General features: G+C 69.9%; 11 protein-coding genes. 9 read left to right on the forward strand and 2 right to left on the reverse strand.

Features of this window, described 5'->3' with window-relative positions:
• The first annotated feature begins 239 nt into the window (after positions 1 to 239).
• A complete protein-coding gene (locus tag ACZ7HT_RS18150) occupies positions 240 to 1,457 on the forward strand; it encodes a hypothetical protein (protein ID WP_471166505.1) in 1,218 nt (405 codons plus the stop codon).
• 54 nt (positions 1,458 to 1,511) lie between these two features.
• Here the strand turns inward: ACZ7HT_RS18150 and ACZ7HT_RS18155 are convergent, their stop codons facing one another.
• Positions 1,512 to 3,770 carry a hypothetical protein gene (locus tag ACZ7HT_RS18155; protein ID WP_471166507.1) on the reverse strand — a complete coding sequence of 753 codons (2,259 nt, stop codon included), beginning with the start codon at positions 3,768 to 3,770 and terminating at the stop codon, positions 1,512 to 1,514.
• 398 nt (positions 3,771 to 4,168) lie between these two features.
• Between ACZ7HT_RS18155 and ACZ7HT_RS18160 the strand changes: the two genes are divergently transcribed.
• Positions 4,169 to 5,101, forward strand: coding sequence for a DUF5655 domain-containing protein (locus ACZ7HT_RS18160; protein WP_471166509.1), 933 nt, complete (start codon positions 4,169 to 4,171; stop codon positions 5,099 to 5,101).
• 96 nt (positions 5,102 to 5,197) lie between these two features.
• Here ACZ7HT_RS18160 and ACZ7HT_RS18165 read toward each other — a convergent pair whose 3' ends face one another.
• The gene (locus ACZ7HT_RS18165) at positions 5,198 to 5,944 is read right to left on the reverse strand and encodes a DNA-methyltransferase (RefSeq protein WP_471166512.1); all 747 of its coding nucleotides are present in this window, start codon (positions 5,942 to 5,944) and stop codon (positions 5,198 to 5,200) included.
• 566 nt (positions 5,945 to 6,510) lie between these two features.
• Between ACZ7HT_RS18165 and ACZ7HT_RS18170 the strand changes: the two genes are divergently transcribed.
• From ACZ7HT_RS18170 to ACZ7HT_RS18200, 7 genes are all read left to right on the forward strand, one after another.
• Complete coding sequence (locus ACZ7HT_RS18170) at positions 6,511 to 7,653, forward strand: C40 family peptidase (protein ID WP_471166514.1); 1,143 nt, start codon at positions 6,511 to 6,513, stop codon at positions 7,651 to 7,653.
• Positions 7,654 to 7,742: 89 nt separating this feature from the next.
• Entirely contained in the window at positions 7,743 to 8,051 is a 309-nt protein-coding gene (locus ACZ7HT_RS18175; RefSeq protein WP_471166517.1) for a DUF6112 family protein, read from the forward strand.
• On the forward strand, positions 8,051 to 8,737 hold the full coding sequence (locus tag ACZ7HT_RS18180) for a hypothetical protein (RefSeq protein WP_471166519.1): 687 nt from the start codon (positions 8,051 to 8,053) through the stop codon (positions 8,735 to 8,737). Before ACZ7HT_RS18175 ends, ACZ7HT_RS18180 begins: the two co-directional genes overlap by 1 nt.
• Positions 8,738 to 8,764: 27 nt before the next feature.
• The gene (locus tag ACZ7HT_RS18185) at positions 8,765 to 10,177 is read left to right on the forward strand and encodes an SCO6881 family protein (protein WP_471166521.1); all 1,413 of its coding nucleotides are present in this window, start codon (positions 8,765 to 8,767) and stop codon (positions 10,175 to 10,177) included.
• A gap of 139 nt (positions 10,178 to 10,316) precedes the next feature.
• On the forward strand, positions 10,317 to 11,789 hold the full coding sequence (locus tag ACZ7HT_RS18190; protein WP_471166524.1) for an SCO6880 family protein: 1,473 nt from the start codon (positions 10,317 to 10,319) through the stop codon (positions 11,787 to 11,789).
• A gap of 35 nt (positions 11,790 to 11,824) precedes the next feature.
• The gene (locus ACZ7HT_RS18195) at positions 11,825 to 12,277 is read left to right on the forward strand and encodes a DUF6238 family protein (RefSeq protein WP_471166527.1); all 453 of its coding nucleotides are present in this window, start codon (positions 11,825 to 11,827) and stop codon (positions 12,275 to 12,277) included.
• Positions 12,278 to 12,305: 28 nt separating this feature from the next.
• Positions 12,306 to 13,811, forward strand: a complete 1,506-nt coding sequence (locus ACZ7HT_RS18200) for an ATP-binding protein (protein WP_471166530.1) — start codon at positions 12,306 to 12,308, stop codon at positions 13,809 to 13,811.
• The last annotated feature ends 44 nt before the right edge of the window (positions 13,812 to 13,855 follow it).

Here is a 13,855-nt window from a genome sequence, read left to right on the forward strand (position 1 = left end):
AGCCGGGAGCCGGGAGCCGGGAGCCGGGAGCCGGGAGCCGGGAGCCGGGAGCCGGGAGCCGGGAGCCGGGAGCCGGGAGCCGGGAGCCGGGAGCCTTCGGACTGAGCGAGGAGTGGCTGACATACAATGGGCGTGTCATCCCGTCAGCGATCGTTCTGTCTCATCAGGAGCAGCTTGAACGCCTTGCAGTGACATGTCCTCAGGCCGTTCCCGTCGCGGTCGTGGCTGGCGACCCCTGCATGGACCAGCTGCGCGCCAGCCTCCCCTTTCGTGAGAGATATCGCCGGTCCCTGGGATTGCATCCGGGCCAGCAGCTCGTCGTTGTCTCCTCCACTTGGGGAGACGGTTCACTGCTCGGGTCCGCGGCTGACGTTCTGCGCCGCGCGCTGGCTGAACTACCGGTGGAAGAATTCCGTATTCTTGCAGCAGTTCATCCCAACGCCTACTACGGACATGGAGCCTGGCAGCTACAGAGTTGGCTGGCTCCCCTCATCGACTCCGGGCTCATCCTGCCGAACCCTGAGAGCGACGCCTGGAAAGCCTCACTCTGTGCGGCAGATTTCTTGGTGGGCGACCATGGCTCACTTACCATGTACGGTGTCTCATTGGGAATCCCGTGCATGTTTGGGGCGTTTGAAGAATCGAAGATCGCACCGGATTCCCCGCTGAAGAGACTCGGTGAAATACTGCCTCGCATATCGAGCGCACATCTACTTCAACCTCAGCTCCACGCCGCCAGGGCTCAGAAGAACGATCCCGTTCTCCAGACGGTAGGGCAAACCGTCACATCTGAGCCGGGGCGTTCCGCTGAACTGCTGCGGCACCTGTTCTACGCTTGGCTGCGGCTGGACGAACCTGAATACCCCGCGGCCTTGGCTGCAGTCCCTGTACCCGCAGGTCCGTCCATGGATCGCACCGGGCGGATTCCGTACGAGCAGGCCAAGTTCGTCACGGCTTCCGTCAGGAGCGGCGGCCAGGGACCGATGGACGGCGAGGTGACCGTCCGCCGCTATCCCGCCGCCCGTCAGCACGGTCAGGGCCAGCACCTGTCCTCGGCCCACCTCGCCGCCGACCGGGACGATCCGGACCGGACGTGGCCTCGTGCTGCCGATGTACTCCTGGTCCCACGGGAACGGACTCCCGGGCCGGCCAACGATCACTGGCGTGCCTACGAGGCCTCCATCGCCGGCTGCGGCATGGTCGCCGCAGAAACCATGAACCAGGGGTGCCTGGCCACTCTTCGTGACGGCCGGAAGGTACAGGTCAACTGGTCGCACCGACCCGAGTGGGCGACCTTCGCACTCGCCGCGTCCGCGATCTACGCGTGGACGACGCGAATCCGGGCAACCGAGACCACCCATACCAGGAGTTCAGAACGGATCACCGTGCGCGCAGGCGACCTACCTGATGCGGGAGTGCTGGAAGTGGTGGACATCGGAGAACCTTCGCACCAATAGCCGACCAGCACCCCGCCCATACCGGTCGCAGACCGCGTCCCGCTTATCGTCCCGCTACTCCCCTTCTTCTGCCTCCAGGAGCTGTCGTGCCTCATCCTCACGGCTGCTTCCAGCCTTCTTGAAGAGATCACGCGCCGTCGCCCAGTCCGCGACCGCACGTCGAGGATCACCCAGCGCGTGTTGGATACGCCCGCGCAGCAGATGGGCTGTCGCAGCCCAGTAGTCGGAGCCCACGCTCTGCATGCCGTCCACCGCGCAGTCGGCCGCGTCAAGGGCTTGATGCCGCTGTCCGCACACGTGACGGTCCTGTGCACGAAGCAGCTGGGACTTGGCGATGTTGAAGCGGTCCGGGCCGGCAGGCAGGCCGGTGAACTGGGTTTCCGCACTGCGCAGTTCACGCTCGGCGTCGTTGTGCCGCTCTAGCATGGTGTATGTGGCACCGATGTGCAGGGCCAGGAGGGCGCGCCCCCGAGGGTGGTCGATCCCCTCCAGGGCCGACAGGGCACGGCGGAACAGGTCGATCGCCTCGTGTGGCCGCTTCAGCTTCCGTTCGAGAAGGCCCAGGCCCTCCAGCGCACTCGACTCCGTGCGCCGTTCGCCCTCGCTCCGCCCTGGAGAACCAACGTTGACCAGGCTCAGAGCCTGTTCGAAGTACTCACGGGCGAGGCCAGGATCGCCTTCCTCGACGGTCCAGCGATTGAGATAGGCGAATGCCAGCTCGTAGGCCATCCGGGCCACAGCCAGCGGATCGGCGGACTCCTGGGCTGAAGCGAGCGCGATTCGGCGCGACTCGATCATCTGGGCAAAGTTGCCCGTCTTCAGGCAGTACGTCCACGTGGCCTGCGCCAGGCGCCATGCCTCGGCGTGGAGTCCCGCTCGTGCGGCCAGGTCCACGGCGGCGAAAATCACGGTCTGGCGCCGTGTGAAGTCGCGCAGCACCTCCTTCTCCTCGCGCTCCCCGGTTTCGGCCGACGTGAAGATGTTCATCGGATCGTGGCACCAGCGCGAGGAAAGAGTCGCTGCGTCCCTTTCGGCGATGTGCAGCAGAAGGTGGACGATCCGCTCCCGCACGGCCGCCTGTTCGTCAGGGTCTTCGTCACGTTCCGCGGCCATCGACGCATGGTCGTGAACCAGGGGAGGCAAACGATAGGCATCGATACCCCGCGTTTCCACCAGACCGGCGGAGACGAGGGAACTCAGTGCTGCCCGCACGTCGCGTGCCGGCCAGTCCGACATCAACGCATACACGATGTCCATCTGAAACTCTGCGTTCACCAGCAGCCCCAGGCGCCGGTAGAGCTGTGCCGTACGCACTGCCATCCGCTGATAGGAGTGCTCAAGGGCCTCGGGAAGCGGATTCACATCTCCCATACCGAGCAGCTCCTGTCGACTCGCCCTTTCGGCGAGCTGAGCGGTGACGTCTTCGAGAACACCTGGAAGGAGCGGCTTCAGCTGCTCCGCGACCAGCCGTAGGGCCAGCGGCAGCGCCCCCACGGACTGCACGATCGGCTTGAGCCGTGCCGGGTCCTCCTGAGTCCGGGTGAGCCTCACAAGAAGCTCCAGACCATGCTCCTCCGGCAGCGGCTGAACCCGCAATGCCCGGACGTTCGGGACCACGGTGTGAAGGTCGTGCGGCTCCTGCCGTCCCGTCATCAGGACCACCCCGTAAGGCTGGTCCGTCAGCAGTTCCCGAACCTGACGTGCGGTCGTCACGTTCTCCAGCACGAAAGCCACCGGCCGGTCACCGAGTCTGCGGCGAACAAGCCACGCCATGCCCGAAACATCCGACTCCCGGGCCTCCGGCGTGACCCCCAGCTGCTGCAGCCATCTCTCCAGCACAGCTGCCGTCTCAGGGATCCGGCCGTGGCACAGTCCGAGGTCGGCCCTGAGTACGACCCCGTCGAAAACCTCCTGATGCAGATGAATCCACTGAAGGGCCGCACTGCGCCTGCCCACGCCCGGGATACCGCTAAGGAACAACGCCGTCAGGACGCCGGCGTCCTGACACCCACGCCAGTGCTCGTCCATGTCGCGCAGCAATGCGCTGTTGTTGACGTAGGAGAGCAGAGCTGCCGAGGCCCAGACGCGGTCCTCGTTACACAGCGCCTCGTCGACGGCTTCCCGACCGACAGGAACCGCAGAGGGCTGCTCGGCCAGCAACGCCTCGGCCTGCCCGATCAGTTCCTCGCGGATCTCAGCGAGAGCGACCTCATCGCCCGCCGCCTGGGCTTCCCGCACACGGCGGCTGATCTCTTCCAGTTCCTCCCCGGCATCGCCGTCCCGTGCGGCAGAGCGTCCCCGGAACAGAGCCACGGCCTTATTCTTCGTCCACCCCACGGACTCCTTGGCCAACTCGGCGAAGAACGCTGCCGCCAACTGGCCTGCCAGTGCGGAAAGTCCCGGCTCCACTGCACCCCCACGATCGGTCTCACCTATTCTCTCCACCGTAGAGATCACACGCGAACGCCGCAGCCGATCCCTCAGCCCCAAGAGGACCCAAACGCGCCAACCTTGCGCTCCAGTCGGTCTGCTCTCACAAGTCGCGCACCGGAAGAACCCTCTACGAAGTCACCACCTGAGGCCAGATCGGAGGAGTGAACTGCCCCGACGGCTGGTGCTCAGGGGGAGGCAATACTTCAGCAGCCTGACATGGAATACAACAAGCCCACCGACGATTGGTCTCTACAGAGATCGCGGGAGGGGGGGCGCTGATGGCTGAGCTGATGTTGTTCCGGCAGGACGCGGATGGGCGTGACGTGGAGCTGTCCGGTTCAACGGTGGCGCTGGAGGTGGAGCTGCAACGGCGGGTCGAGGCCGGCATGGAGCAGATGCTCGGCATCCGCTTCGTGGCGTCGGAGTATCCGACAGGGCCGTGGCATCGGGGTCGGATCGACTCACTCGGGCTGGACGAGAACGGCAGCCCGGTGGTGATCGAGTTCAAGAAGGGCTCTGACAGCGGGGTTCTGTCGCAGGCGGTCTCGTACATGTCGTGGCTGGAGTCGGCGCACCACGAGTTCGAAGCGCTCGTCCGGAAGGTGCTGGGCGCGGAGGCGGCTGAGTCCATCGACTGGCGGCGTCCGCGGATGGTCTGCATCGCGGCCGGCTTCTCCCATCACGACCGGGTGGCGGTACAGCGGCTGCCCGAACGGATCGACCTGGTGCGCTACCGCATCTTCGAGGGCGGCCTGCTGAGTCTGCTGTTGGTGGACTCCTCGCCCGGCGTGCCGAGCACGATGTCTCGGCGGTGCCGTGAGCGGGACGCGGCAGCCGACAGCGCGCCGACGGCACCGACAGCGCCTCGGCTGGCGGGTGTCGGTCTTGTCCCGGAGTCCCTGCGGGACCTGTACGCCGAGCTGGACGAGGCGCTCACGGCGTGGGGCGAGGTCGAGGTGGCTCCGCTGCGGCACTACATCGCCTACCGACGGCTGTTGAACGTGGCGTCCGTGCTCTTCCGTCCGAAGCACCAGGTGATCCTGGTCTATCTCAGACTCGCCCCGGACACGATCGTGCTGGAGGAGGGCTTCACCCGCGACATGCGCGGCGTCGGGCACCTCGGGACGGGGGACCTGGAGGTGCGTCTCGCCTCGGCGGCGGACCTGGAGAAGGCGGCGCCGTTGATCCGGCGGGCGTTCGAGGCGGCCTGACACAAGCAGAAGGGCGGCTGGAGCATCGGTTACTCGATGTTCCAGCCGCCCTTCGGCGTCTGCGGCCCGCCGGCCCCTGGGTCTTCGTTCTCATGATCAATCCTCCGGTCCGGTCAGGGCGAAGTCCTCCTGCTGCAGCTCGGCGCGGAGGCGACGTTCGGCGACGTCGGCGTAATGCGGGGACAGCTCGACGCCGACGAAGTTCCGGCCTTCTCGGAGGGCTGCGACGCCGGTGGAGCCGCTTCCGGTGAAGGGGTCGAGGACAGTGCCGCCTTCGGGGCAGATCTGGACGAGCTGCTGCATGATCTCGACGGGCTTCTGGGTGATGTGCACCCGGCCCTTGCGGGGCTGGGAGGCGATGTAGTGGCCGGGCAGGTAGAGGTCGCGGGTGTTGTCGAGGGATCCCTTGACGCCCCAGACGATGAACTCGGAGTCCTGCTTCGGCCCGCCCTTGCGGGGCCGGCTGGCGGGCTTGATCCACGGGATGGTGCCGCTCCAGGTCCAGCCGGCCATCTGCAGGGCGTCGGTCGTCGTCGGTTCCTGGCGCCAGTCGGAGAAGACCATGGCCACCGCGTGCTCGGTGGAGGCCCGGTATGCCTCGGTGAGCAGTTCGGTCAGCCAGGAGCGGTAGGAACGCTGGTCGCGGTTCTCGCCGGGGAAGTTGGCGAGGTCGTGCGCGCTGTTGCTGGTGACGTACTTGGCCCGCGCGGTGCGTCCGGTGCGCTCGGAGCTCGTACGTCCGCCGGAGTTGTACGGGGGGTCGGTGACCACGGCGTTGACGCTCTCGTCCGGGAGGGTCTTCAGGACGGTCAGGGCGTCGCCTCGGTGCAGCGTGTAGCTCAAGGGAGGGGGCCTTTCTTCGGGGCGCGGAGGGTCGTGGGCCCGTGCCGGACAGCGCGCAACAGCGCTCGTCTCTGGCGGGGTTGTGCCGGAGGTTAGCCGTGGATTCCGGCCGGACCTAGCGAGGCGGCGGTGGCTCGGGGCCGGGGCCGGGGGTCGTTTGGTGCGGCCGGAATCGCGGTCTACTGTCTCGCCGTGTCGCCGGGAAGAAGCCTCGCTCCACCCCGCTGACCTGTGCTTACCCGTGCCGCAGCACACGGAGGAGCATGTTCCCCTCGTGTCCCCTGCCGTCAGGAGCCCCTGGTGTTCTGCCTGAGATTACGAGCGCGGCCGGCTGCCGCGCGTGACCTGAGACCGGCGTCCGGGAGCCACCAACTCCCCTGCCCCCGGGCCCGCCCTAGCGGCGGATGCACATCGGCGCGGTGCTGGCGGCTTTGCACGAGAAGCCGGCACCGCGCCTCCTACGAACACCGAGGAGCCGCTGCGATGCAGCATGTCCTGATACCCCCGCGCCCCGACCCGACGCCGTCACCCGGCCGGCCCCGCCGCCTCGGTGAACGGCGGCGCCGATGAAGAAGACCACCAAGGGCGTCGTCGGCCTGTTCACGGCCGGCTCGATGCTGCTGGTCGTGCCGGTCCTCGCCTTCGGCGCCGGGACCGCTTCGGCCTCCTGTCCGACCGACGGCGCGCAGTCCGTGGACACCGCGGCGGTCGCCGATCAGGTGAAGGCCATCCTGGAAGGCGGCGGCAAGGCGTCGGTCTCCGTGCCCGGTCTGGACAGTCCGGCCGAGCAGATCCCCTTCGCCAAGACGATCCAGGCCACCGGCGTCGCGATGAACGTCCCGGCCCGGGGGCAGATCGTGGCCCTGGCCACCGCCCTGCAAGAGAGCGGGCTGCGGAACCTAACCTGGGGCGACCGCGACAGCTTGGGTCTGTTCCAGCAGCGGCCTTCGATGGGCTGGGGCACCGCGAACGAGATCCTCGACCCGGTGCACGCCAGCACCAAGTTCTACGAGGGGCTCAAGAAGGTCTCGGGCTGGGAGTCCCTGTCGATCACCCAGGCCGCCCAGGCCGTGCAGCGGTCGGGTTTCCCCGAGGCGTACGCCAAGTGGGAGCCCCTGGCCACGGCACTGCAGAAGGCCATCGAGCCCCTGCTGCCGAAGACCGGTGGCGTTGGCGTGTCACCGGATCCGGCTCCGGACGGTGCTGGCGGTCCTTCGCCCGGCACGGCGGGCGGCTGCAGCGCCGACGGGGACGGGACCGACTTCGGCACCATCCCGGCCGGCGCGCTGCCCAAGGAGTACAGCATCCCCGCCACCGCTCCGCGAGAGGTCCGGACGGCGATCCGGTGGGCGCTCGGACAGCTCGGCACTCCGTACCAGTGGGGCGGAACCTGCACCGACTCCCACGGCGACACAGCGATGGCCCGGTGCGACTGCTCCTCCCTGATGCAGCAGGCGCACAAAGCCGCCGGGGTCACTCTGACGCGGACGACGTACACGCAGGTCAAGGAGGGCAAGGCGGTCTCGGCCGACGCCCTTCGGCCGGGTGACCTCATCTTCACCGAGGGCACGGCCGCCGTACCCGAGCACGTCGGCATGGCCATCGGCCAGGGCCTGATCGTGCACGCCCCACGCACAGGCGACGTCGTCCGCATCACGACCGTCGCCGCCTGGAAACCAGGGATTCTCGCAGTCCGCCGAGTCGCCTGACCGGCGTTTCTCCCCCCTCTCCCCCTTTCTCGCACCGCCGCTCCACTCCCACGGGCTTCGGCGCGCCTTGATTCGAACTGGAGTTCTCTATGTATCTCGCCGAACAGGTCATGCAGCTCGCCTACGACCCCGGGATCAAGCCGAACGAGGGCGGGCTGCCGGGCCTGAGCGTCCTCAAGCAGGTGATGGGCTCCATCAACCTCTTCGGCCTCGTCGCCGTGGTCGGCGCGCTCGCCGTCAGCGCGGGCGTGTGGGCCTGGGGCCACCACTCCGGCGGCCACCAGGCCGAGGCCAACGGCAAGAAGGGTGTGCTGGTGTCCGCCGGCGCGGCCCTCCTGCTCGGCGCCGCGAACGGCGTGGTCGCGTTCTTCAGCACGCTGGGGACGCAGGTCCACTGATGCCTTCCCACTCCTCGAACCCCGGCGGCGCATCTCGCGTGCGCCGCCGGGCGCTGCTCGGCACCGTTGTCCTGACGGTGCTCGTCGCCCTCGCCGGCCTGGCCGCGTACCTCACCCGCGACGGCGGGACCCCCGCCAAGACCGCGGCGGCGCCTCCGAGTTCGCCCCCGTCTACCTCCTCGGCCGACTCGCCGTCCAGGCCGCCCACGGTGACCACCCGTCCCCGCTCCCTGCCGGTTCCGCCGAGGACCAGCGACCCGATCGCCTTCGGGAAGGCAGCCGCAGCGGCGTTGTGGTCGTACGACACCCGGGCGTACCCGCAGGCCGCACTGCAACGTGCTCTGCACGCGTGGCTGACCTCGGAGGCCAAGTACGCCGACGCGGCCTCGGTCGACCGGGGTATCCCCTCGTCGGTGCTGTGGAAGGAGATGGCCGCCAACGGCCAGTTCGCCGCCGCCAAGGTGTACGAGGGGCACTTCCCGAACGCGTTCACCCGGGCCCTTCAGGAGGACCCGGGCGCGATCACCCAGGCGTACATCTACGCCGTCACGGTCTCGGGCAAGCAGACGATCGCTTGGAAGGGCTCGCCGGGCGGCGCGGAGAGCCGCTCCACCACCCTCGCGGTCCAGTGCCGCCCCAACCAGCCCTGCGCCCTGGTCGGCGTCATGCCGTCCGTCGCGCCCTGACCCACGTTCCCGAAAGGAGGTACCACCATGGACGTCTGCGGCCTTCCCATGATGGACAAGGTGTGCACCGCCGTCGACTTCGCCACTAACCCGGCCGGGGCCGTCACCGACGGCATCGGCGCGTGGATCGCGAAGTCGGCAGGAGAACTGGCGGCCAGCGCGGCGGACCTCGCCGCCAAGGCCGTCGACCAGACGACCGCCATCGACCTCAACGCCGGCTGGTTTCGCGACAACTACGAGCTGCTGCTGCCCATCGGGCTCGCCCTGACCGTCGGCACGTTCTGTATCCAGCTCATGCTCGCGGCCTGGCGGCGCGACGAGCGGGCCCTGGCCCAGGCCGCGATCGGCACCATGACCGGCGTCCTGTTCAGCTTCTGTGCCATCGCCTTCACCACCGTCGCCATCACCGTGGTCGACGCCCTGTCCGACGGCCTTTTTCAAGCGGCCAACACGTCGGTCGACGACGCGATCCGCCGCGTCGTGAAGATCAATGAGTTGGGGGCGATGTACGGCCTGGGCTGGGGCGTTCCCGCCTTGGTCGCCCTGGGCTGCGCGATCGGCGCCTTCCTCTACTGGAGCGTCATGGTCGCCCGGAAGGTCGGCGTCCTGATCATGGTCTCCCTCGCCGTGTTCGCCGGCGCGGGCGGCGGCTGGGAGGTCGCCAAGCGCTGGCGGCGCGGCTGGATCGAGGCCACCGCCACCCTGGTCGTCTCGAAGCTCCTGATGACCATCGTCTTCCTGGTCGGCGTCTCCGCCATGGGCAAGAGCGATGCCGGCGACGGTCTGTCGGCCCTGTCGGACGCGATGGCCGGCATCGTCGTCATGGTCCTGGTCCTCCTGTGCCCCTACGCCACGTACAAGTTCGTCCACTGGGCGAGTGACGGCGGCGGCCACGACGACCTTCACCGCACCGGCGTCGCGGGCATGGCCATCGCCGCGGGCGCGGCGAAGACCGCCGCCGGCCTGGCGATGCGGGTCGGGACCGGAACCCCCGCTCCCCAGGGGCCGAGCCAGGTTCCCGGCGCGGGTGCCGACGGTGTCGCCTCCGGTATCAACCCCGCTGGCGGCAACCTCAGCAAGGAGGGCATCGACGCCGGCCCGTCCAAGCAGCAGACCAGCTTCCGGTACGGCGAGGACCCGAACGCCCCTGGCGACAAGGGCCGGGCCCTGATCCAGCGCCCCGGCATCCCGCCGCTCATCACCCGTCCCGGCGGGAACGAGGCAGCCCTTTCCGCCGATGAGTTCCCGGCCCCGGCAGCCCCTTCCGGTGTTCTCACCGGCGCCTCGGCTCCAGGCGGCAGCATGGTCTCCGTGCCGTCCGCCGCCTCCGGATCCCCGTGGTTCACCCCGGCCGCGTTGCCGGCCTCGACCCCGCCGACCGTCGGTTCCCCGACGCCGACGACCTGGGTGTACCCCGCTCAGCCGCCCTCGGGTTCCTGACCCGTCGCCACCGGGGGCGGGCTGCCCCTCCGCAGTCCGCCCCTTCTCTCGACCCGACCGTCAAAAGGAGTTCCGTCATGTCCTCCAGAAGAGCGCCGCACGCCCCGTCCTTCGTTCGCTCCCATCGTCTGGAACCCTCATGTCCGGTAAGCACAAGGCCGAAGTCCCCTCGGCCACCGTGAAGTTCCCCCACCGCAGCAGGCGCGGCGTCCTGCTCAGCCTGACCGCCCCGCAGCTGCTCGTCGCCGGACTCACCGGCCTTCTCCTCCTCGCCGTCGTCCTCGCCCGCGGCGTTGTCGGCGCTCTCGCGCTCGCCCCCCTGTGGGCCGTCATCGCCCTGTTCGTCTTCGTCCGCCACCGGGGCCGTGCCCTGGCGGACTGGGCTCCGATCGTCGTCCGGTACGCGCTGCGCCGGATGCGCGGCCAGCTCGTCTGGCTCACCCGCCCCTCGCGCCGGCCGACCCGCGAGGGACTGCTCCACCTGCCCGGCACCGTCGCCAGCCTGCGCGTGGCCACCGCTCCCGACGGCCGGTACGGCGCGGTCCACGACCCGCACAACGGCGCGCTGACCGCCGTGGTCAAGGTCTCCTCCCGCGCCTACGCCCTGCTCGACCCGGGCACCCAGCACGCCAACGTCAGCGGCTGGGGACGCGCGCTGGCGGCGCTCGCCCGGACCGGGCAGATCGCCCGCATCCAGGTGATCGAGCGCACCGTCCCGGACTCCGGCGACAGCCTGCGCCGCTACTGGGAGGAGCACGGCCGCCCCGACACACCGGTGGCCGGCGCGATCTACAGCGAGCTGATCCAGAGCGCGGGCCCGGCCGCCGCCCCGCACGAGGCGTACGTCGCGCTGTCGCTGGACACCAGGGCGGCACGCCGGCTGATCAACCAGGCCGGCGGCGGCCTGACCGGGGCTTTCAGCGTCCTGGCGCAGCTGACCTCGACCTTCGAGCAGGCCGCGCGGACCGCCGGGCTCAACCCGACCGGCTGGCTGACCGCCCGGGAGATCGCGGCCGTCGTACGTACGGCGTACGACCCCAAGGCGCTGGCGGCGCTGGACCGGTGGTCGGCCACCGGACGTCCCGAGGCCGAGGCTGCCGCTGCCGGTCCGGTGGTGGTCGTGGAGAAGGCGGACCACATCGCGACCGACTCGGCCGTCCACGCCACGTACTGGGTGGAGAACTGGCCCCGGACCGAAACCAGCGCCGGTTTCCTGCACCAGCTCCTGTTCACCGGCGGGGTCCGGCGCACGCTGTCGCTCTCCTACGAGCCGAAGGGGCTGGACGCCGCACTGCGCGACGTCCAGCGCAAGAAGGCGTCGGTCATCGCCGATGCCGCCGAGCGGGCCCGGCGCGGGCAGGTCGACTCCGAGGCGGACTCGATCGAGTACCAGGACATCAAGGCGCGCGAGCGGCAGCTCATCGCCGGCCACGCGGATGTCGCCCTGACCGGTCTGCTGACCGTCTCTGCCGACTCCGAGGAGGAGCTGCGCACCGCGTGCGCGGTCGTGGAGACCGCCGCCGTCGGCGCCCAGCTCGACCTGCGGCCGCTGACCTGGCAGCAGGCCGAGGCGTTCACCGCCGCCGCCCTGCCACTCGCCCTCTCCGCCTGACTCCCGGCACCCTCGCCTGTCGAAAGAGCACTCCCGTGTCCCGCACTCCCAGCACGACCGCGCAGGACTTCGTGCCCTTCGCCACCGCCGCGCTCGACTTCCACCGCGCGCTCAACGTCCCCGGCGGCCCGCTCGTCACCTCCCGCGCCGAGCTGGACGCCCTGCACTCCCACCTCGTCTCGCTGTACGAGCTGCTCGACGCCCACGCCGTACGCGTCGGACAGCTCCTGCCGGCGGAGGGCGACCACCTGCGTGCCGCCCGTACCCGGGTCTGGCAGGTGGCCGACCACCTCCACGCCGCCTACCACTCAGCTCCCCGTCCGGACTCCGGCGAGGTGCCCGAGCGCGAGGCGTGCCGGGCCGGCCTTCCCGAAGGCGCGCCGGAGCTGACGATCTGCCAGCGCCATCAGCGCACCGCGCGCCTGGTCCGCCGCCGTACGACCCCGGCCGACCTGCGTACCCCGTTCACCGGCCTCGTCCGCCACTGACCCGCCCCCCCCACTTGGAGAAACGTTCATGCCCCGTACCCGCGCCAGCGCCTCCCACCTGTTCGTGCCCCACAAGGCATCACGCACCCAGCGACGGGCAGCCCGAGCCGGTTTCGCCGACGCCCACCGGCAGGCCCGCCGCGCCGAAGCTCCCCCGAGGCACCGTGCTCAGGAGACCGTCGATCCGGAACTGCGGCCCGCCTACCCGCCGGCCGGGCGTCCCGGCCCGGCTTCGGCCCGCGGCGGCAAGCTCCGTCTGCCCGCCCATCGGATGACCACCGCCACCGCCAGCGGGGCCTATCCGTTCGTCGCCGAGGGCGGTCTGGGGGCGGAGGGCGTCTTCATCGGCCGCGACGTCCACGCCGAGGCCGCCTTCTGCTTCGATCCGTTCTCGCTGTACAGCAGCGGCCGGATCGAGGGCTTCACCAACCCCAACGCCGTCCTCGCCGGGATCATCGGCATGGGCAAGTCCGCGCTCGCGAAGTCCATCGCCACCCGGTCGATCGCCCACGGCTACCGGATCTACATCCCCTGCGACCCGAAGGGCGAGTGGACCGGCGTCGCACAAGCCCTCGGCGGCTACAGCATCGCGCTTGGCCCCGGCCTCCCGGGACGGCTGAACCCGCTGGACGCACCGGCCCGGCCCGCCTCCGTCAGCGAGGGCGACTGGGCGAGCGAGGTCCGAAAGCGCCGCCTGCTGCTCCTGGCCGGCCTGGCGCGCACCGTCCTGAAGCGCGACCTGCTGCCGATGGAGCACACCGCCCTGGATCTCGCCCTCGACCTGGTCGTCGCCGAGGCCGCCGCCCGCGGCACGGTGCCCCTGCTCGGCGAGATCGCGCACGTCCTCGGCTCCCCCCTCCGCCTCGACCAGGCCCTCGGCAACTCCTCCGGGCATCTGGGGGCGGCCGCCCAGGACGTCGCGCACGCCCTGCGCCGCCTGGTGCACGGCGACTTGAGCGGGATGTTCGACGCCCCGAGCACTGTCGCGTTCGATCCGACCGCGCCGATGCTGTCGATCGATCTCTCCCGCCTCGGCGGCGCCGGCGACGACACCGCGTTGGTGCTGGCCATGACGTGCGCGAGCGCGTGGATGGAGTCGGCCCTCGCCGACCCCGACGGCGGCCGGCGCTGGGTGATCTACGACGAGGCGTGGCGGGTGATGCGGCACGTCGGCCTGCTGGAGCGGATGCAGTCCCAGTGGAAGCTCTCCCGTGGTCTCGGCATCGCGAACCTGATGGTCATCCACCGGCTCAGCGACCTGCTCTCGGCGGGCGACGCCGGCTCGCGCGGCCGGGTCCTGGCCGAGGGTCTCCTGGCCGACTGCTCCACGCGCATCATCTACCGGCAGGAGCCCGACCAGCTCGACGCCGCCGCGTCCCTGCTCGGCCTGACCGGCGTCGAGACCCAGGCGGTGTCCGCCCTGACCAAGGGCCGGGGCCTGTGGAAGGTCGCGGGCCGGTCTTTCATCACGCAGCACATCCTCCACCCGGCCGAACGCGAACTGTTCGATACCGACGCCCGGATGGTGGCCTAGACATGTCCGGAGGAACGATCACATCCGTTTCCCCCAGTTCGCCC

It is taken from the genome of Streptomyces sp. NPDC037410, from assembly GCF_055602235.1.